At 28.4% G+C, this 20055-nt stretch carries 19 protein-coding genes; 16 read left to right on the forward strand and 3 right to left on the reverse strand.

The window, feature by feature from the left end:
- Positions 1 to 26: 26 nt before the first annotated feature.
- The 3 genes from C4S77_RS05660 to tyrS form a co-directional block, all read right to left on the reverse strand.
- Entirely contained in the window at positions 27 to 452 is a 426-nt protein-coding gene (locus tag C4S77_RS05660; RefSeq protein WP_105192955.1) for a DUF6646 family protein, read from the reverse strand.
- 50 nt (positions 453 to 502) lie between these two features.
- Positions 503 to 997, reverse strand: a complete 495-nt coding sequence (locus tag C4S77_RS05665; protein WP_105246708.1) for a hypothetical protein — start codon at positions 995 to 997, stop codon at positions 503 to 505.
- 84 nt (positions 998 to 1081) lie between these two features.
- The gene (gene tyrS, locus C4S77_RS05670) at positions 1082 to 2377 is read right to left on the reverse strand and encodes a tyrosine--tRNA ligase (protein WP_105246710.1); all 1296 of its coding nucleotides are present in this window, start codon (positions 2375 to 2377) and stop codon (positions 1082 to 1084) included.
- A gap of 412 nt (positions 2378 to 2789) precedes the next feature.
- Here tyrS and C4S77_RS05675 point away from each other — a divergent pair, with 412 nt between their 5' ends.
- The 16 genes from C4S77_RS05675 (at position 2790) to menA (ending at position 20047) form a co-directional block, all read left to right on the forward strand.
- Positions 2790 to 3596, forward strand: coding sequence for a hypothetical protein (locus C4S77_RS05675; RefSeq protein WP_105246712.1), 807 nt, complete (start codon positions 2790 to 2792; stop codon positions 3594 to 3596).
- Positions 3597 to 3613: 17 nt separating this feature from the next.
- Positions 3614 to 4087 carry a DUF4280 domain-containing protein gene (locus tag C4S77_RS05680; RefSeq protein WP_105192963.1) on the forward strand — a complete coding sequence of 158 codons (474 nt, stop codon included), beginning with the start codon at positions 3614 to 3616 and terminating at the stop codon, positions 4085 to 4087.
- Between the two features lie 102 nt (positions 4088 to 4189).
- Positions 4190 to 6967, forward strand: coding sequence for a LysM peptidoglycan-binding domain-containing protein (locus C4S77_RS05685; RefSeq protein WP_105246714.1), 2778 nt, complete (start codon positions 4190 to 4192; stop codon positions 6965 to 6967).
- A 3-nt stretch (positions 6968 to 6970) separates the two neighbouring features.
- The gene (locus C4S77_RS05690; protein WP_105246716.1) at positions 6971 to 7921 is read left to right on the forward strand and encodes a hypothetical protein; all 951 of its coding nucleotides are present in this window, start codon (positions 6971 to 6973) and stop codon (positions 7919 to 7921) included.
- Between the two features lie 197 nt (positions 7922 to 8118).
- Positions 8119 to 9156 (forward strand): SH3 domain-containing protein, encoded by a 1038-nt coding sequence (locus tag C4S77_RS05695; protein WP_105246718.1) that lies wholly within the window; start codon positions 8119 to 8121, stop codon positions 9154 to 9156.
- Positions 9157 to 9234: 78 nt separating this feature from the next.
- The gene (locus C4S77_RS05700) at positions 9235 to 10791 is read left to right on the forward strand and encodes a hypothetical protein (protein WP_105246720.1); all 1557 of its coding nucleotides are present in this window, start codon (positions 9235 to 9237) and stop codon (positions 10789 to 10791) included.
- A 5-nt stretch (positions 10792 to 10796) separates the two neighbouring features.
- Positions 10797 to 11453 carry a hypothetical protein gene (locus C4S77_RS05705; protein WP_146106052.1) on the forward strand — a complete coding sequence of 219 codons (657 nt, stop codon included), beginning with the start codon at positions 10797 to 10799 and terminating at the stop codon, positions 11451 to 11453.
- Between the two features lie 18 nt (positions 11454 to 11471).
- Positions 11472 to 11633 (forward strand): hypothetical protein, encoded by a 162-nt coding sequence (locus C4S77_RS13015; RefSeq protein ID WP_181042833.1) that lies wholly within the window; start codon positions 11472 to 11474, stop codon positions 11631 to 11633.
- Positions 11634 to 12635, forward strand: a complete 1002-nt coding sequence (locus tag C4S77_RS05710) for a hypothetical protein (RefSeq protein ID WP_105246724.1) — start codon at positions 11634 to 11636, stop codon at positions 12633 to 12635.
- Positions 12636 to 12979: 344 nt separating this feature from the next.
- Positions 12980 to 13339 carry a CHAP domain-containing protein gene (locus tag C4S77_RS05715; RefSeq protein WP_105246726.1) on the forward strand — a complete coding sequence of 120 codons (360 nt, stop codon included), beginning with the start codon at positions 12980 to 12982 and terminating at the stop codon, positions 13337 to 13339.
- Between the two features lie 2 nt (positions 13340 to 13341).
- Positions 13342 to 14268: a hypothetical protein gene (locus C4S77_RS05720; protein WP_105192084.1), complete on the forward strand. Its 927-nt coding sequence runs from the start codon at positions 13342 to 13344 to the stop codon at positions 14266 to 14268.
- 30 nt (positions 14269 to 14298) lie between these two features.
- Positions 14299 to 15135, forward strand: a complete 837-nt coding sequence (locus C4S77_RS05725; protein ID WP_105246728.1) for a DUF3828 domain-containing protein — start codon at positions 14299 to 14301, stop codon at positions 15133 to 15135.
- A gap of 141 nt (positions 15136 to 15276) precedes the next feature.
- Positions 15277 to 16416, forward strand: coding sequence for an SH3 domain-containing protein (locus C4S77_RS05730; RefSeq protein WP_105246730.1), 1140 nt, complete (start codon positions 15277 to 15279; stop codon positions 16414 to 16416).
- A 299-nt stretch (positions 16417 to 16715) separates the two neighbouring features.
- The gene (locus C4S77_RS05735; RefSeq protein ID WP_105192078.1) at positions 16716 to 18335 is read left to right on the forward strand and encodes a DUF4139 domain-containing protein; all 1620 of its coding nucleotides are present in this window, start codon (positions 16716 to 16718) and stop codon (positions 18333 to 18335) included.
- A 105-nt stretch (positions 18336 to 18440) separates the two neighbouring features.
- Positions 18441 to 19061, forward strand: a complete 621-nt coding sequence (locus C4S77_RS05740; RefSeq protein WP_105246731.1) for a SagB/ThcOx family dehydrogenase — start codon at positions 18441 to 18443, stop codon at positions 19059 to 19061.
- A 62-nt stretch (positions 19062 to 19123) separates the two neighbouring features.
- Positions 19124 to 20047, forward strand: a complete 924-nt coding sequence (gene menA, locus C4S77_RS05745) for a 1,4-dihydroxy-2-naphthoate octaprenyltransferase (RefSeq protein ID WP_105246732.1) — start codon at positions 19124 to 19126, stop codon at positions 20045 to 20047.
- Positions 20048 to 20055 lie beyond the last annotated feature (8 nt).

Genomic DNA, 20055 nt, shown 5'->3' on the forward strand with positions numbered 1-20055 from the left:
TAACCGGTAGTAGAATAAAAAAGAACTTAAAGATTAATAGTTACACCTATAGCTCCATGGCTACCTATTTCAGCAAAAACTCCAAAATTTTGATTGAAAAAATATCTATACCCTAAATGTGCACCAATACCAAAACCATCATTTCTGGCACCAATATTCACTCCCGGATATAGATCCATATTGTAAGGCAGCCCTATAACATCTCCTAAATGGAAATTAGCTTTTCCATAAATAAAAAAATTATCATCATCGTCACTCCAAAAAAATTCACACCCGGCACCTATAGACATCCAATCTATAACACCATATTCATAAGAACCTGTAATTCCCGTACCATAACCAAAAGCATTAAGCCCGATTTGTATTTTTTGATCTCCCGGCCCACTAAAAACCTGAGCTTTGGACAAAGAGAACGTACATAAAAATAGACTTAAGAAAAATAATTTTTTCAATGTATTAAATATTTAAATTAATATAAAAATTAAATCATATTATATATGATTCAATCCTCTATATTTAAAATATCATTTGTAAAAACACAAGATATTTTAAATTTTAAAGGATCTTTATTTGTAATAAAATCTTCACAATAGCCAATCCAGATCATTTTTAAATTCCCCTCTTCGTCTTTTCCGAATTTAAGTTCATTATCATCTGTATCTAAATCTTCCTCATCATTAAGATTTAAATTGGTATAGAAAATATCTTCCATATCGCCAATTTCGTTTTCCTTTTCTTCAAATGCAGGAATTTTAAAAGATTTTCCGGATAACTTAAGAATAGAATCAACCGGAATTTCAAAATCTTCAACAGTAAAAGATACCTGTGGATATTCATTTTGATAAGAGTCTTCTTCTACATGCTCTAAATCGTCAGAAGATTCTATTTCTACGACTAAAGTATTTTTATTATTTAAAAAAACTACTTTACAAAAACATTTCCTGATGTGATATTCTAAAGTTTCATCAGGATGGTAAAACTTAATAAGTCCCTTCATCTGTTTGTTCTATAAGACGTTGCAAATATATTTATTTTTTTATCAGAATATAAATTTTTAAGGATAAAAAAATAAAAATCATGTTTATATACCTTTCAAAATAAAATATGATTTTTTACCTCTTTGCAATAAAATATACTTGCCTTGTAAAAGATTACTATTATTTATAACAAAATCTTCTTTAATTTTATCCTGATTTACAGATATGGAATTTTCTTTTAAAGCTCTTCTTGCTTCTCCTTTAGAAGGTAAAAAACCACTAAAATCAGAAAGAGCTTCTAAAATGGGAACTCCATTTTTAATTTCTTCTAAAGATACTTCCTTTTGAGGCACACCGTCAAACAATGATAAAAAAGTAGATTCATCTAAAGAAAGGAAATCTTCTTTCGTAGATTTTCCAAATAAAATAGCCGAAGCTTTTATAGCCTTTTCGGTTTCTTCATTTCCATGTACCCAGCGGGTAACCTCTTCCGCTAATTTTTTTTGTAGTAAACGAGATCCCGGGTTGGCACGGTGCTCATTTATTAAGCCTTCTATGGTTTCCTTACTTAAAAAAGTATAGATCTTGATGTATTTTTCAGCTTCAATATCGGCTACATTCAACCAAAACTGATAAAATTTAAAAGAAGAAGTTTTATTTATATCTAACCAAATATTTTCCCCCCCTTCGCTTTTTCCGAATTTTGATCCGTCTGCTTTAGTGGTTAAAGGGCAAGTAAGAGCAAAAGCCTCTTCAGATAATTTTCTCCTGATAAGCTCTGTTCCCGTAGTTAAATTTCCCCATTGGTCAGAACCGCCCATTTGGAGTTTTACTCCTTTTTCTTTAAATAAATAATAAAAGTCAAAACCCTGAAGTAGTTGGTAGGTAAACTCTGTAAAAGACATGCCATCCTGAAATTCCCCATTTAGTCTTTTCTTTACCGAATCTTTGGCCATCATATAATTTACTGTTATATGCTTACCAATATCTCTGGCAAACTCTAAGAAACTTATATTTTTCATCCAGTCATAATTATTAACTAAAACGGCTGAATTGGGCTGATTTCCATCAAAATCTAAAAAACGGGCTAATTGAGATTTAATCCCTATTAAATATTTTTGTAAAGTTTCGTCATTTAATAAGTTCCTTTCATTACTTTTTCCCGAAGGGTCTCCGATCATACCGGTAGATCCCCCGATAAGAGCAACAGGCTTATGGCCATGCCTCTGAAGGTGTACCAAAAGTAAAATAGGAACTAAGCTTCCTATATGAAGAGAATCTGCAGTAGGGTCAAAACCGATATACCCCAAAGTCATTTCTTTATTCAATTGTTCTTCTGTTCCGGGAATCACATTATGAATTAACCCCCTCCATGTAAGTTCTTCAATAAAAGAATTCATTTTTTAAATTTTAGAGAAACAAAGGTAAAATTTTTTATACAATCTCTTATAAAACATACTTGTAAAAACCTTACTTTTTGCTGGGATTTATATTTTTTATCATCAAAAATTATCCAATAATAACGGTGAGCAAGTAAAATCTTACAATTACTTATGTTCTTTTTGCATAAATTTTACAAGCTTATGAAGAAACTCCGGGATTTTCTATTCGTAATTTCCAAAATATGGATAACATTACACGAAATGTAAACACTTTGTTTATAATGGGTTTATTCTAAATAACAATAAAACAATAAATATATATCTGTGTTTTTAGATAAATTATTTAAAAAAATAAAAAAATAATTAATGAATCATCTTTTTTATTACATTTGTCTTTTATGTTTATTAATTAGTGTTTAGTAAAAAAATAATGGGGAAAGTAAATTTCGGAGCCAATAACTCACTTTTTTCAAATATCTATTCTCAGGATTCTGTGTATAAAACTACTATGAAAACACAAGGGCAGGTGGTGACCTATGATATTTCCTTAAACTATAAAAATGAGCAGGTAACCCTTTATCTTAAAAATTTATTACTCAACGGAAAAGCTCCTGATTTCCTTGTAGATCAACTGGCATGCCGTGCCGGAAATCCCTTATATCCCCTAACGCTTTCCCTTACCCCACATGGGGGAATTCATAGAATAGTAAATTATGCAGAGATCCTGAGTCGTTGGAATTCCGTTAAAAATGATTTATTTACCTATTATAAAGATTCCTATTCTCAAAATTATTTACAGCAGAATAATGATTTTTATAATTCTGAAATATTATTAAAGACCCGTATTCAAAACACGGCGTTTTTCTTTTTATTTTTTGGAGGGATATATCAGCGGGAACTCGATCAAGATTTTTACAGGGAATATTCTTGTAAATATAAAGGAGTAGAGTATTACTTTTCTGAGCGTGTAGATGCCTTGACAGATAATCAGAATTGTTTTTCCCTTTATCGTGAAGGAGTTCATGAAGACAGAACTGAAAAGCTTTCTATGCGATATCTTCTACGAAACTCGGATAAAAATATAGAAAAAGCATTTTTCACCTTATATAAAAACGGAAGGGCAGAACAGCAGTTATCGCTGGAGGAATCTGAAATACAATCAGTTGTTATGAAAAAAGAACTATCCTCGTATGCAGCGAAAAACTCTGTAAATTTTTGGATAGATGAAAAAAAATGAAAATTAAAAACTAAACGATGAAAGAAAAACACCTTGTATGCCAGGGGGCTATTTGCCGGTGTATCTATGGAAGCAATACAGATATACTGAGAGTAAATACCCAAAGTAAACGCTATATTAATGATTCTGAAGGAAAATATAAACTGATCGCGACCAATTGCGAACTGGGAGCCACATTAGAAAAAAATACTTTTGGGAGTTGTGCCAGAAAGAACGGAAATTCCTGTACGGTATTCATAACCGAATGGCAAGATTTTTATGAAGAGGTAAAATTGGAAGATAATGGCGGAAAAATTTTGCTCGAAGACAGTACGGCCAGCTGCCCTGTAGGTGGTTCCGCCTGCATTCAAATTGTCTTTCACGGACAACAGGCAGAACTTTCTAAAAAGAATTTTCAACACGCAGACCCTTTGATACATGAAGCCCTTAATCCGGTGGGAGATATAGAGAATATACAACAACTAACTGAAGATATATATGAAGCTCAATAAAAAAAGAATAGCAAATCAGAATTTTTTATATATGAATTAAAAATAAAAAATCTAACATTTAACTATGAAAAATACTAAAACCACAAAATCTAACTTATTCCTATGCCTGACTATATTCTACATAAAGTAAAAAAGGGTGATACCCTTTGGGGGATTTCCCGAAAATATGAAATAGAAGAACATAAAATTGTACAAGCCAATCCTGAAAAAATAAAGCTGGTGAAAAAGGGTAGCAGCTATACCCCTGTTATTTATGAGGGTGATACTTTGCGCATCCCTCAACCGGACGAAGAATCAAGGGCTTATATAATACGAGGGAAAAATTCATTGGGAATGGGAGAAAGCGCCGAATATGAACTATTAGATAGTGAAGAAAACCCACCCCACTATCCCTCGGAAAAAATAACCTGGGAGTTTTATGTGGAAGAAGGAGAGGAAAACTGGAGAAAGCTGCGTTTAGAAAAAGAAAAAACCGGACAAAAATTTACGATTATTTTTACCAATCAAAAACTTAAATCTAAAAAAGTCCGTATAGAAGCTCATATGAAAAGAGAAAGCAGTAACGAAAAAGTAGCGGAATTTTTTATGACTTTAGACGGGGAAGATGTTCCCGAAATAAAGAAACTGGAGTTGCTAGATGTAAATCGTAATAAAATAAACAGAAAACTATCTTATGCAGAAACTCTCTTTGCCCGTGCCCAATGTACGGGTATGGAAGGCGAAACGCTATATTTTACTTTATGGGAAGACGATGCTCCCGGTGCCGGGCATAGCAAAGAAAACGAAGAAAATATTATAGCTACTAAACAAGCTAGTGTCATTCAGGGGTTGGCAGAAGTGTCTTTTTCTTTAGTCTATTCTACCATGGCTCCTATTGCTAACCGTAAAATACCTCACGGACAAAAAGACGAAGGCAGATACCATGAATATTATGTAACCGTTAGCCGTCATGAAGGTTCACCGGAAGAAAAAAGCAGTGAAAATGTAGAGGTAATCAATCCCGATTATACTCCGCCACCTAAACCTCAGCCGAAAAAAAAGAAAGCTCCCCAACCTCAGCCTGCAGCTCCTAAGGTTATTCATAAAGATAGGGTAAATAACTATCCTAAACCTCCTGCTTCTGCATGGAAAGAGCCAAAGATCATTAAAGTATCTCTTAGAGATGGCTACGGAAAGGAATGGACACGTCGCCCAAAATATGGAGAAAAAATGCGGATTTATATAGAGAGTGAAAATATGGTGAACCGCAAGATTAGGGTGAGAATATACGATAAAGATAAATTTTCTGATGACCTGCTGCATGAAGAAGATCGCGTAGTTAGTGCAAATTCCAGTTATCTTACCATTACTCTTACCAAGGCTATGCAAGATAAGGGGGGAGATTTTTGGTATCAGGATATTTTTGCCGAGGTTTCCTTATATGAAACCCGACAAACTTTAAAAAGTACAATTATAGAAGTAGATAAAACAGATTTTTCTATTCCTAAAACCGAAGGCGAGAATGTGGTTACCAAAAATTCTTCCGAAAAAGGGAAGGAGAAGAATGAGGGGAAATGCCCTAATTGCGAAAAAAATATTACAGCAGAAGAATTAAAACAAATTTTTCCAGATGCAACAGATGCAAACAGAAAGATTGTGGCAGATACTTATAATAAGTATATGAAAGAATTGGGCATGAATACTTGTTGGAACAAAGCTCATTTTTTTGCACAGGCAATGGTAGAGGGAGGAAAATCTTTAAATCTTAAAAAGGGAGAAAACATGGACTATGCTGTAGAGAATTTACCAAATAATTTTTCTGCTTTTAGTGCAACTGGAAGAAGATATGGTCCTCCGAATGAATTAGCTTTTAAATATGGAAGGATCAATGAAAAAAACATTGATTTTTTAAAAAAGAAATATAATAAGCCAAACTTGATAACGCATAGTGCAAATCAAAAGATGATTGCTAATGTAGCATATAGCAATAGAAAAGAACTAGGAAATACTGGAGGAGATGATGGATGGAATTTTAGAGGAAGAGGATTGATACAAATTACAGGAAGAGAAATTTATACGTTTTGTAAATCCTATACAATAAAGTATGAAAAGGCAGATGTATTATCTAATCCTAATTTAGTTGGAGAAAAAATAAGTTTAGGTGTCTCAACTTCTATGATATTTTTTCTTTGGAAAAAATATAAAAGAGGAGTTCCTCTTAATAAATTAACATTGGGAACGAAAGATGTAAAAGGAGGTATTTGTCCTTTTGTTGGGAATAATGTTGATATTAAAAATAAAAATGGTATTAAAATTACTTCAAATTACGACGAGAAACAAAAAAGTTTTAATGAAGTAGCCTCAATTATTTTTAAAGTAGATCAATGTAAGCTAACAAAAAATAAAAGTGAAGAACAACCAATTAGCTCAAAGGTAGTGATTGAGTTTGGTGAAAATTCAGATAAATCTGTAGTAAGTGAAAAATCTTTAAATATTTTAAGAGAAGTAGGAGAACAAACTAAAAACTATTTAATAACAATAACAAGTACTGTTAGAGATCCTTATAATCAAGCTAGAGTAATGTATGATAATATTGTAAAAAAAGGAATGAAAGAGCAGAGAAATACATATAAAGATCCAGGGCAACGCGTTTTAGATACATATGAGTCTGCAAAAGCTAGAGGCAAAGATAAAAACGGAATAATAAAAGAAATGGAAACTAAAATAAAAGAAATAGGTCCTTCAAAAGTTTCAAAGCATTGCGGAGATCCAAATATAATAAATGTTTTCGATGTTAATCAAGGAATGAGTAATCCTAAAGATTTTAAGAAAGCAATAACCCCAAAAATTAAAACTCTTCTTGATGAAAACGGTTGCTATCATCTTGAAATAATACAATAAATTATGAAAAATGCTTTAGTACTTATTTTAATTATTTATGCATTTATCGCATGTAAGAAATCCCCTGAAAAAATTATATCAGGATCTGAAAAATCAGATACTATTTTTTTGATGGATAAAGAAATTCTTTTTATTTCACCGAGTGATAAGAATATTGAAAATCTTAAAAAGAAATATGGAGATGACTTTTATACGATTGCAGATGATGCACATACTTATTTTTCTGACGCATCCACCTATTTGGATTCTCTAAAAGTATCTTATAAAAATTATAATGATGACAGAATAATTGGATTTAAAATAAATAATAAATTTATAGAAATTCCCAAATATAAAAATCCATGGTATTTAATCTTCTTTCAAAATGATAAATATAAAATGTTGGATTTAGTAAATATCAGAGAAGAATATGTAAAGTTTTTCAATAATGGAAATCTCGCTAAATCAACAAATTTAGATTCAAAAAAAATTATAGATTCTATTGCAGGGAATCAATATTTTAGAGTGGAAGAAAAAGACTGTGATTTAAATAATGATTCTTTTCAAGACAAAATTATTATTTTAGGGAATAATCATGATATTAATCCTCAAGATCCAAGTACTAAAATAGCTCCGATTATAATTCTATTAAATGAAAAAAATGAAAAGTATAAAGTATTGATAAACAATAGGATATATCCAAATGATTTTGGAGACGCTTTTAGTAGGTTAGTTATTAAAAATGAATATTTCACAATAGAATTGAAAAATACAATTCCAGACAATTATGATTCTGAAAAGTATATTACATTTAAATATGATGCTGTAACAAAAAAAATAAATCTATATAAGTATAGTGAAGATATTAATTGGCATGATGGTAGTAAATCAAGTATTAGATGTAGTAAAGAGCGTTTAGGTTCAATATATTTTGATCAATTTAACTCTAATTCAATCAATGAAAAATGTAAATAAAAAGAAAATAATGAAAAATTTTAAATTCTTGTGTTTTCTTTTTATAGCTATTGTCATGTTTAATACCATTAGAAAACTAGAAATGATTTAATCATATACCAATCTTAATAGTATTATATTTTTAGGAGGTCCTAGTATTTCAGAAAATGATAATTTCAATTATTTAGTATAAGGTAGAAATCTTAAAAGATCATAACATGAGAAAAGTACTTATATTTTTACTAATTATTTTTTCTTTTAGTAGTTGTATTAAACACAATAATAAAGATCAAAATATGCTCAATAATAAAATAGAAATTTTAAAAAATAACAATTTTGAATTTCCAGAAGATAACCTGTTTAAAGAAAGAATTAAACTTGTATTTGGGGTAAATATAGATTCTGTCTTCAGCAATGAATTCTATCTAGAGATAAAACCCATTATACCTGATGCTCCAGATTTTTATCCTACTGTGTATAAAAAAGAAAAGTATTTAGATACGGACAACTTCACTAACGATTTATCTTTTGTTTCATTTAATAAATACGTTTTTTATGAGGATAAAATGGCTTTTAATTATTTGAAATTTAATGATAATTATTACTTATATATGTTAGTTCAAGATTATGGATATTATAATAATGAATTACTTGAATATATCTTTAAAGAAATAAAAAATGATTTGGAAACTCCTTTTGCATATTCTGTATTTTTTGGAAGAATAGGAATTCATGGAAATTGGGAATTGAGAAAAGAAATATTTCAAAAATATATTAATCAATACCCTGATGTAAACATTTCTGCCACTTCTTTTATAGCTCCTATTATAGAAGAAAAAAATCCCTATGAAGGGAACAGAGAATATGATGTTGCTTTTATTTTAAATCTTCTTATTGAAAGAAATCAGAAAAAAGATATATATCCTGTAGGAGAAGTTGATTATTTATTTATTAAATATCCAAATTTTTTAAAACACCTAAAAAATAACAATTACTATTCTTTTCCTAAATTAAAATCATATTCAGAAAACCAGTCTGATTCAGATAATAGTGATAATCCTATTGAATATTATATTCAAGATCCTGATGGATTTACAAATCTAAGAAAAGAAAAAAATTCTAAATCAGAAATATTGCAACAAATAAAAAATAATGAGGAAGTGGAAGTTTTAAATAATGAAGGAAATTGGTGGTTGATAAAGACCCAAGAAGGAAATCAGGGATATGTTTATTATAACAGGGTAAGAGAAAAGTAAATATAAATAATACTTAGATCTAGAAAGATAAAAACAGATAAAAAAGATTTTTCTATTCCTAAACCCGAAGGAGTTAAGGTGGTTACCAGAAATGCTCCGGAACAAGAGAAGGGGGAAGGAAAGGAGAAATGCTTTTGCAATCGAGATTTTGAAGAAAAAGATGTCAGGCAATTTGTAAAGCTCTTAAAGGGAAGTGAAACAATATGGGAGGGACAAGCATTAAAAGGAGGGAAAAGAGCAGAATGTAATATAAGTGATAAAAGTTTTACTATACTTACAAAAGAGTTAAATAATGCTTTAAAAAAATATAAAATAAATACTTGTGCGCAAAAGATGCATTTTCTAGCTCAAATTTGTGAAGAAACAGGAACGTTTGCACTTTCTGAAGAAACAAAAAGCCAATATGCATCAAGTATCAGTATTTATAAAGGACGGGGTATTTTACAGTTGACAGGAGTTAGAAAGAATGGTGAAGAAAAATATAATACTCCTGGTCCATATCAAGATTATGCAGATTATAAAGGGGATCAAGCTATTGTAAAGAAGCCTGAAATAGTTGCGAATAATGTACACTACTGCATTGATAGTGGAGCGTGGATTTGGAGTATTAATAAAAAAATGCCCACGGCTCCATCTGGGGCTGTTGATAGATGGGGCATAGAGACTTCAGGTAAATCTTTAAATGAGCTAGCAACATATGCTGATAAGTATTTAGAGTTAATTTCCGTATTATTAAATGGAAGAAATGCAACTACAAATATGCCGAATGGTTGGGAGAAGAGGAAAAGTAACTATGAACTGCTTAAAACAGCATTTTTTAAGTATGATTTGTATCATAGAGATGAATCTAAAATTATCACTTCCAAAGATATAATTACATATCATATTTTTTCTAATGGCAAAATTGAACGTCACATTCCTAAAAAAATTAAATCAGGATATGAAAAAAAATATAAATATATATACCATGATTCAACCAATATAGAGCACGAAATATGTATCATTGATTGGCTTGAAATAGATAAAGTTAAGCGTGAAAAACCTAATCCTACATCAATCCCTTCAGGATATATCTCTCATGAAACTTTCAATATAAAAGGAGTAAATCAAAAACATGTTTATAAATATTCGGATGGATCTATTATTGCTACAGGAAAAGCAGGAGAAGGGGAAGGGACAATAAACCTGAAATTTGTTAAATCAGGAGGAAAAGTTATAATTGTAAAAATGCCAGACCCTTTAAAATACAATTCTGGAAATATAAAGATTAATTTATCTTTTGAAAATACCATTCGTAAATATATGGGAAGAGATCATTTTGCTGCACTAATAGGAGCTTTAGCAGAAAGTGGGCTTTCGTTAATTTCAGAAGGCTCAGCAATGAAAGATGGAACATGTTTTCCAAGTGTTTCACATACTAATGGAGAAAGTATAGATTCGGATTATTTTAATTTAATAAATACACAAAAATATGTGAATGCAATGGCAAATTTTGGCATAACAACATTTTATTATAAACCAGGAATGAAGTTAGTCAAACCTAAAAAAGCAATAACATTTAAAGAAGATTCTCATCATAAGGCTCATCTTCATTGTGGAGTAAAAAATATAGCTGTAATAGAAATAAAAGAATAAATTAAATGAAAAGAATACTTAGTTTAGTAATATTTGCATTGACAATTAATATTTCTTGTCAAAAAAAAGAAGTGATTCACAATATGACGGAATCAACAATAGATAGTTTAGTAGAAAAACCAAAATTATTATATTTTGATGATGATAATATTGAAGATAAAGCACAGATTCAAGAAAAAAATAGCACAAAATTTTTAAATTTTATTCTTAAGATTTATTTGTCATCTCAAAGTAAAACAATTGAAATACCTGTTTTAAATAATAGTATATTGTATAATAATATAAAAACAGATTATTATGTAAGTGATCCGATTATTAAAGGTAAAATTATAGAGCTTAGTGTAGATTATGCAAATCAGGTTACGAAGAAAAATATTTCAGGAGAAAAGAAAAATTTGATTGAAAAGATTAAGTTTAGATATGATATTTATAATAAAAAAATACAAGTTATAGGATATGACTTAAGTTATACGAAAGATAATAATGGTACCTATACTAAATCATTTAATTTAATTACAGGCAAATATTATTCGACATATTATTTAGGTGACAATAAAAAACGCACTTCTGGATGGACTTCTGAACTTCAAAATATATATGCTGAAGATTGGAATCAAGATCTTTTAAATAAAATATTGTTATATGGAAATGAGATGGAGTGATGCTTTATTTAAATTTGGATGGATGAGTATGCTAGGCTTGATTTACAAAAGGAATGGCAAAATAAATTACTTAAATCATTTGCCAAAGAACACAGAAAATCATCACCATTATTAAAAGTAAAGAAAATGATGACGCAGTTAATTATAAATATACAGAAAATGGATACAAAACAAAATTGAATGCTCCAAAACAAGATCAAACAAAAGATTAAAATAATAGTATATTTTTTTATATTATTAAATTTTAATTCATGCCAATCCCAAGAAAAGAATATAGCTTTAGGTATAACTTATAATAATATTACCAATTTTTCTGACGTAATTTATGATGATTACAGTGGGGTAGGAATTACTCAAATTAAATCTGAAAGTATTTCAAGCTTTCTAAACACTAAATCCAGATATTTTATTCTATGGAATGAAGAAAACATTTCCAATACAAATAATATTTCTTTTACAGAATTAGCCCTTATTAATTCTAAAGATGATATAAAATCTGGAAAAGAAAAAATAAGATACCTGTTTATAGAAAGGAAAAAAGGAAAAAATAAAGAATTAATAGATACTTTAAAAATACCAAAAGGCTTTGATTATTCTCAATTTAATTACAAATCTGGTAATGTTGATAAAACAGGTATTGCTATTGGGAAATATAGCAACAGTACAAAAAAAGAATCTTTTGAGTTATACGAACTTTATGGTATAAGTAATGTAGGGAAAATAACTAGATTACCATTATCAACTATTATTTACGATTGCCCTCCCCCAACATACTATTTAAGAGAATATGAACCAGAAGAATATACATATAAAACTAAGCAAGAATATAATAAAAACAAAATTATTTCAAGTAAATGGTTTGGAATATATCATGTGATAAGTAAAGAATCTAAAGATTGGAGGGAAGATAAAAGTATTACATTAAGTATTTCAAAAGATTCTATAATTTATGAAATAGCAGGTTATCAGATTTATCAAAAATATTTATTAACAGGAAAAGAAGTTGATAATAAATTATTATTGTCTTATTCAAAGTATTTAGATAGTAGTGAGAGCGCTATATTAGAAAAAACAAAAGATTTTGGAAATATATATTTTGATGGTAAAAAATATTTATGGGAATCTCCATATTTAGATTTTTATTATGATAATAAACAATATATATTAAATAAAATGCAGTAAATAAATATACATAACTAAGACTCCGCCTAGTATTTATCTCTTTTTTTCAATACTAAAAAAATGAAGAATTACTTTAAAATAAAAATATAATTCCTTTTTTATTACTTATAGCTTTGATAAGTTGTAAAGGAAGAACAGAGCAAAAACAATTTTTAGATTTTCAAAATAATGAAATTATCTGATGCTGTAAGGATAGAAGAAAAGAAAACACATTAATAAATAATTTTTATACATTGGGAGCTTATTGACGTAACACGATCTTTTGATAAACCTATCGAAGAAAAAGATTTAGAGAATTTAAAAAAAATTAAAAATTAAATTTTCAGAAGATACCTTAAAAATTAATGACAACACAAAGTGATTTTAGAAAAGCTATAAATTCTGATAAAATTGATTTTGTTTCAGGAAGTAATAAATCGGATTATAAACCAGAAAGAGGAGATATATTTGTTTGGCGAAAAAGTAATGGTGTTGGTCATACAGGAATAGTATATGAGTATGATGAATCTACAGATTTAGTGACTATTTTAGAGGCAATAGGAAGAACAGGGGCTGTAGGAGAATCTCAACAAGTTAAAAATGGTGGATATTCAGGAAAAGGCTGTTCGAGGACGGCTATTTATATGACGAATAGTGGAGCATTATCTAGTCATGATGGATGGAAAGGATATTTTAGACCTAAAAATTATACTAAAAAATTATAATTATGAAAAACAATTTTTTATATATAACCTTAATTATAATCTCATGTACTTTAGTTTTTTGTAAAGGGCAAGATAAAGAAAAGTCTTTGATTGAAATAAAAAATAAAGTAGATAGTTATTCTTTTGATAACATATTAAAATGCGGAGACTTTTCCTTTGAAAATGGTTATTTTGTAACAGCGGATTATGGCTGTATTTATAGTCCAAAAGAGAATAACAATTTAGGAAATATTCTAATTTATTATATACCTAAAAATGGCATAAATTTAAATACTGAAGAATCTGTTAAAGAAATTAATGAGTTATCTATTGATGAACTTAAACGTAAATTTAACATTTATGTTTTTCTGATTGAAAAAAAGTATTTAAACTATAATAAATCAGGAGATCCAATATATTATCAAAAAGATAACTATATGGAGAAATTATTTACAAATAATTTAAATGAGTGGGAATTATTAGATTCTATTAAAATTCAGTCCTTAAATGAAAATAATTTAGAACAAGAATGGAGAGAAAATTTCATAAATACTAAAATTCAAAAATTAAGAACTAATAATTTTATCACAGTAAATAATATTTCTGAAAAATGGTATGGGAATTATTCAGTTTGGTTAGATTATGGAGATATAGGAGGGCAAAAGGTAGGTTATGAAATTATTATAGAGATAACAAAAGATAGTATAAAAGCAACGGGAGACGGTTTTCAAATGAGCTTTATAGACCTATTAACAGCTAAAGAGGAAAACAGTAAACTCATTTTATATCATTCAAGGAATTTGTATGGATATAAACAAGGGGGTGGGATGAATCCTGAATTTGTTTTAATTGAAGATAAAGGGAACTATTATTTGACAACCCAATGGGTATCTCAAGATGTAATAACAAAACCTAAAAAACTAGGTTATGAAATAATAAAGAAAAAATAATTATGATATATAAAGTTCAATAAAATAGAAATGGGCATGATTAAACCTATTCTCTTTTTATTCCTTTTCTTTTGTAAGCAAAAAGGAATAAAATATGATGACAACAATTTATTGGAGCAAAATATTTCCATACAACAAGATTCGGCAATTGTTTTTTTAACAAACTTTTATTCAAATTACATTAAAGAAGGAATAAGAAATTCTCCTAATGAGAAGGCTTTAAATTCTTTAAAAGAAAAATATTTGTCTAAAAAATTTTTATCCAGACTTAGCAATAAAGAACTTGATTATGATCCGGTAATTAATGCACAAGATTTTATAGAACAATGGTTAGAAACAATGAATATAGAGCCTTTAGTTAAAGGACAGTTTTATAAAGTATGTCTTCCATATAATGATTTTGAAGGAAATCATAATCTTTGTATGAAAGTGAAATTAGAAAAAACAAAAGAAGGTTATTTAATAGATAATATAGAAGAATATAAAATGAAGGAAGAAATCACTGGTCAAATAGAACAAAAAAATATTGTAACAAGTTGGAAAGGAAAGTATGTGTATTTAGCTTATGATAGAGATAACTATAAAAATGAATATAAAATAAACATTAAATCCTATGAAGATGTAAGAATATTAAATATTATAGATAATGATACCATTAAATATAAGTCTAAAATTATTTCTTTACAAACTAATAATGGAATTTCAGAAATAGCTTTACCCCTAATTTCCTATCAAGGAGATAATAAATCTGATGTTGATACCCTTTATTTAAAAAAAGAAAAAGCATCTTATTTCATCTCAGGAAATCCTATTTATGAAATTAATCCTGGAAATAATACTTGGAGTCCTTTAGAAATATCTAATTAATATTAAACAAAGAGAAGTGAATATGATAGTTATACTTAATTTAATAATTAAACTAAAATATTTATTGCATTAAGTTATATGAAGAATATATAATAAACCTTAAATGAGTCGGATAATTATTTTAATTATTTGTGCATTTTTATGAAAAACAATTTTATATATATAACCTTAATTATAATCTCATGTACTTTAGTTTCTTGTAAAGGGCAAAAAGATCAAAACAATAATAAAAGTACAATGAATATAAATAATAAAGAAAATGCACCTTACAATATATATAAAGATGGAGAATTGGAGATTAATTATGATAAACTTATTATTAAAAATAAGGAACAAATAGAAAATGAGTTTAATAAATTTAATTATCAATATCCATCTCTGAATCTATTCATTGAAAAAATAAAATATTACTATGGAGTTAATATTGATAAATATAAAGAAAATATAGTAGTCTTAGACCAAAGTCTATCTCCTGTTATAGCTATTAAAAATTTACCTGCTCTTTATGTGGAAGATATTAAAGGAGATATAGATGGATTAACTTTACTTCATTATAATCAATTCATTTTTTGTGATAATAAATCTTCCCTAGTATGGTTAAAAAAAGAAAGACCCGATTTAATTATAGAATTAGTAAAAACTTTTGGATTTGATAAAAATAATACTATTTTAAAATATGTATTCAGCAATACTAATTTTAGAAACAAATTTGCTGTAAAAGAATTAATTTTTGAAGAAAGGAATCATACCTATATCTTAAGGGAACATTTAGTAGATAAGATTAGAGAAATAGAATATAATAAACAAATAATTAATGCTTTTTCAGAAACAATTCAAGGAGATTTCTATTATACACTGTCTGATATTATTAAAGACATAGCAGACACTCCTAATGATTATAAGAATAATGAGTATTCAATAGCATTTCTCTTAAATGAATTAGCCTTAACAGGCATAACCGGATACATAGATTATTTTTATGAAAATTATCCATTTTATAAAAAAAATATTCTCAATAATGATTTTTATAATTTTAAAATGCTAAAGAAGTATACGGAAAAAGTTTATGAAAATAATGATCTGGAGGCAATGTATTATATCCAAGACCCGGATGGATTTACCAATCTAAGGAAAGAAAAGAATTCTAAATCAGAAATAGTACAGCAAATAAAAAATGGAGAAAAAGTGGAAGTATTAAATGAAGAAGGAAAATGGTGGTTGATAAAAACGCAAAAGGAAAAACAGGGGTATGTGTATTATGACAGAGTAAAAGTTAAATAAAAAATGGTGTAAAAAAGAAAAATGCTTAGTCCTATTTTTATAGGATATTGGTTTTCTGTAAAGGAACAAATATATAAAAAATACAACATATAATAATATCTATAAAAGTCGGAGAATTCAAAGTTGAATATGATGAAATTATTGTCAATGAGGAAAAGCATATAGTTTCTAAATAAACATAATGATTCCTCCAAAAAACGGAATTTTCATTTAAGAAATCAAAACCTAGGTAAAATAAAAAAAAATTTTTTTATGGAAATTTATTAGAAATAACATCTAATAAATAAAAAACAAATAAAATGAAAAAGTATTTTTTATTATGCCTTGTATGTTGTACTACATTGTTATTTTCCCAAAAACCTATTTTTAGCACGGCAAATACGGAAGCAGTAACCGTTTATTTCAATTCTGCAGAAATAACACAATCTACTAATGTTAATCTTCCGGCAGGAACCTCCGAAATTATAGTTAAAAATGTATCAAACTATATAAATGAAAAAACGGTTATGGTAGGTGCGCCCTCTAATGTTACCGTGCTTTCTGTACAGTTTACCAAGGATTATATTTCTGAATATGACAAAGATCAAAACTTACCCGAGTTAAAGAAAGTAAGAGATAGTGTTGCATGGGTTAATAAAGAGTTGGATAAGCTAAACAATGAAAAAAGCAGTATACTAAAAACTATAGAAATGTTAGATAAAAACCAGCAGATTGCCGGTGTTAATACAGGATTAAATGCTTTAGAATTGACTAAAATTATAGAATATTACCAAAAAAAGAGAACAGATCTTAGTTTCCAACACTCAGCAATATTAGAAAAAGAAAAAAAATTATCTGATAGGCTTATAAGTCTAAATACCAAATTAAACTTCACCAAGCAAGAAGAAGAAAAAATATCTAAGGGTAAATTAATACTGCAGGTTATGGCAAATGAAGCAGGAAATGTTCCTTTCAAAATATCCTATTTAAGTGGAGGAGCTACATGGACTCCCTTTTATGATTTGAGAGCAGATAATATATCTAGCCCTATTAAAATGATTTATAAAGCCCAGATAGAACAAAATACAGGAATTGATTGGAAGAAGGTGAAATTGACTCTTTCCAGTGGTATGCCCAGCCAAAATAATCAGGCACCTATCTTAAACCAATGGTTTTTAAGATTTGGAGATTATAACAAAAATAGAATAATAGCAAAAGGACAAATTTCTAAGAATACGATTCAATCAATGGATTGGCAAATGGCTCAAAAAAGTGTAGCAAAAGATTTTGATTCTCAATTTTCTTCAGTAAATTCTAATATAATAGAAAGCCAATTAAATACAAGTTTTGATATAGATATACCTTATGATATTATGTCTAATGGAAAACAACATAGCGTAGTGCTTACTAAAATACAAATTCCGGCCAGATATAAATATTATGCAGTTCCTAGATTAGATAAAGAATCTTACTTATTGGCGGAAGTTGGAAACTATTCCCAATATAATTTATTAAGCGGAGAAGCTAATATAATATTTGAAGGTGTATATGTAGGAAAAACTATTATAGATCCTAACCAAACTTCAGATACATTAAATCTTAGTATGGGGAAAGATAAAAGAGTTTCTATAAAAAGAGAAAAGATCGTAGATAAATCGGGAACTAAGTTTTTCTCATCCAATAAAGAGCAAATGTTTACTTATGATATTACAGTAAAAAATAACAAGAAAGAAAAAATTAATTTAATATTAAAAGATCAATACCCATTGAGTACAGATTCAGAAATAAAAATAGAATTAATAGAAAACGGAGGATCTACTGTAAATAAAGACCAGGGATTTTTGACCTGGAAATTAGAATTAGCCCCTAATGAGGTGAAAAAAATAAGAATTAGCTATAAAGTGAAATCCCCTAAAGATAAAGTTATAGGTAATTTATAAAAGAGATTTATCTTTAATAAATAGTAATTATAAAAAGAATCACCCATACATCAAGGGTGATTCTTTTTATAAAAAAAACTAATTTTAGCAAAAATTTAAAAATACATGAAAAGAATACTAGCATGGGGAATAATATTATTGAGCATTCAGGTATTTTCTCAAGATTTAAAGACTATAAAACTAAAAGATCCGGATATCAAGAGAGGTTTGCCCGTTATGGAAGCATTATCTAAACGAAAAAGCAGTACAGATTTTTTAGATAAAGAGTTGGAAATACAGGATTTATCTGATTTATTATGGGCGGCTAATGGAGTAAACAGAACCGATGGGAAAAGAACAGCACCATCTTCTCTTAACACTCAAGATGTAGATATTTATATTTGTTTCAAAGAAGGTATATATTTATACAATGCTCAAAATAAAGAATTAGAACCTATAGCGAAAGGCGATTACAGACATTTGATACATGGAGAAACAGGACCCTGTATTTTGATATTAGTAGCCGATAAATCTAAATATCCACCCAGCTTTAAAAAAGAAGATATTTTAGAATGGAATAAAATAGACGTAGGCATTGTGTCTCAAAATATTTCAGTTTTTTGTGCAGGGACAGGATTGGCTACAAGACCCAGAGCCGGAATGGATAGAGTAGAATTACATAAAATATTAAAACTAAAAGCCTCTCAACATATATTATTAAATCATCCGGTAGGTTATCCCCGATAACATAAATATTAACTTAAAAAAATAAACGTATTTTTGCCACTTACTTCATATTAAAAAAAATAATGAAAAATTGGATAGAAGCAGCAAGATTAAGAACCTTACCTCTCTCTTTGAGTGGCATTATATTAGGAGGGTTATTAGCTAAATGGAAAGACTGCTTTGATGGAATCATATTTGGATTATCTTGTCTCACAACAATATTATTTCAGATATTGTCAAATTTTGCTAACGATTATGGAGATGGTGTTAAAGGTACAGATAATGAAAACAGAATTGGACCTGCCAGAGCAATACAATCAGGAGCTATAACCCAAAAGCAAATGTATAATGGAATTATAATTACCATTATACTTTCCCTTATTTCAGCCATTGTTTTATTGACCTATGCCTTTATTCCCGATTATTGGAATGAATTCTTTATATTTATAGGTTTAGGAGTTGCCTGTATATTAGCAGCTCTTTTTTATACTATGGGAAAGAAACCCTATGGATATATGGGATTGGGAGATATTTTTGTGTTTTTATTTTTTGGATGGGTATCTGTTATAGGAAGTGAATTTCTATATACAAAAACATTTACTTGGGATACCCTATTACCTGCATCTGCAGTAGGTTTATTTAGTGTCGCAGTTTTAAACTTGAATAATATGCGCGATATGGAGTCAGATAAATTAAGTCATAAAAAGACATTAGCACTAAGAATCGGGTTTACTAATGCAAAATACTATCAGCTGATACTTATGAACCTTCCATTTATATTATGCTTGATTTTCCTTTTAATACACCAAGATAAATTTATCATTAAAATGGAAAACTTATCCTCTATAACACCGTTTATATTTTTTATTCTCTTTATACCAGATACACAATTAAGACGTAAAATATTAGCAGTAAAAAACCCTAAAGAATTAGATAAATATATGAAACCTACTGCACTTCTTGCATTAGCATTTGCAGTATTATTTGGAATGGGATTAAGCCTCTAATAAATATT

This window comes from Apibacter adventoris, from assembly GCF_002964975.1.
Taxonomy (GTDB): Bacteria; Bacteroidota; Bacteroidia; order Flavobacteriales; family Weeksellaceae; genus Apibacter; species Apibacter adventoris.

What these genes read in the sequence shown, in the direction of transcription:
- menA (WP_105246732.1), top strand. Translation starts at nt 19,124, where the DNA reads ATGAAAAATTGGATAGAAGCAGCAAGATTAAGAACCTTACCTCTCTCT.
- C4S77_RS05665 (WP_105246708.1), bottom strand. Translation starts at nt 997, where the DNA reads ATGAAGGGACTTATTAAGTTTTACCATCCTGATGAAACTTTAGAATAT.
- C4S77_RS05690 (WP_105246716.1), top strand. Translation starts at nt 6,971, where the DNA reads ATGAAAAATGCTTTAGTACTTATTTTAATTATTTATGCATTTATCGCA.
- C4S77_RS05680 (WP_105192963.1), top strand. Translation starts at nt 3,614, where the DNA reads ATGAAAGAAAAACACCTTGTATGCCAGGGGGCTATTTGCCGGTGTATC.
- C4S77_RS05685 (WP_105246714.1), top strand. Translation starts at nt 4,190, where the DNA reads ATGCCTGACTATATTCTACATAAAGTAAAAAAGGGTGATACCCTTTGG.
- C4S77_RS05715 (WP_105246726.1), top strand. Translation starts at nt 12,980, where the DNA reads ATGACAACACAAAGTGATTTTAGAAAAGCTATAAATTCTGATAAAATT.
- C4S77_RS13015 (WP_181042833.1), top strand. Translation starts at nt 11,472, where the DNA reads ATGGATGAGTATGCTAGGCTTGATTTACAAAAGGAATGGCAAAATAAA.
- tyrS (WP_105246710.1), bottom strand. Translation starts at nt 2,377, where the DNA reads ATGAATTCTTTTATTGAAGAACTTACATGGAGGGGGTTAATTCATAAT.
- C4S77_RS05710 (WP_105246724.1), top strand. Translation starts at nt 11,634, where the DNA reads ATGCTCCAAAACAAGATCAAACAAAAGATTAAAATAATAGTATATTTT.
- C4S77_RS05695 (WP_105246718.1), top strand. Translation starts at nt 8,119, where the DNA reads ATGAGAAAAGTACTTATATTTTTACTAATTATTTTTTCTTTTAGTAGT.
- C4S77_RS05675 (WP_105246712.1), top strand. Translation starts at nt 2,790, where the DNA reads ATGGGGAAAGTAAATTTCGGAGCCAATAACTCACTTTTTTCAAATATC.
- C4S77_RS05720 (WP_105192084.1), top strand. Translation starts at nt 13,342, where the DNA reads ATGAAAAACAATTTTTTATATATAACCTTAATTATAATCTCATGTACT.
- C4S77_RS05725 (WP_105246728.1), top strand. Translation starts at nt 14,299, where the DNA reads ATGGGCATGATTAAACCTATTCTCTTTTTATTCCTTTTCTTTTGTAAG.
- C4S77_RS05740 (WP_105246731.1), top strand. Translation starts at nt 18,441, where the DNA reads ATGAAAAGAATACTAGCATGGGGAATAATATTATTGAGCATTCAGGTA.
- C4S77_RS05705 (WP_146106052.1), top strand. Translation starts at nt 10,797, where the DNA reads ATGAAAAGAATACTTAGTTTAGTAATATTTGCATTGACAATTAATATT.
- C4S77_RS05735 (WP_105192078.1), top strand. Translation starts at nt 16,716, where the DNA reads ATGAAAAAGTATTTTTTATTATGCCTTGTATGTTGTACTACATTGTTA.
- C4S77_RS05730 (WP_105246730.1), top strand. Translation starts at nt 15,277, where the DNA reads ATGAAAAACAATTTTATATATATAACCTTAATTATAATCTCATGTACT.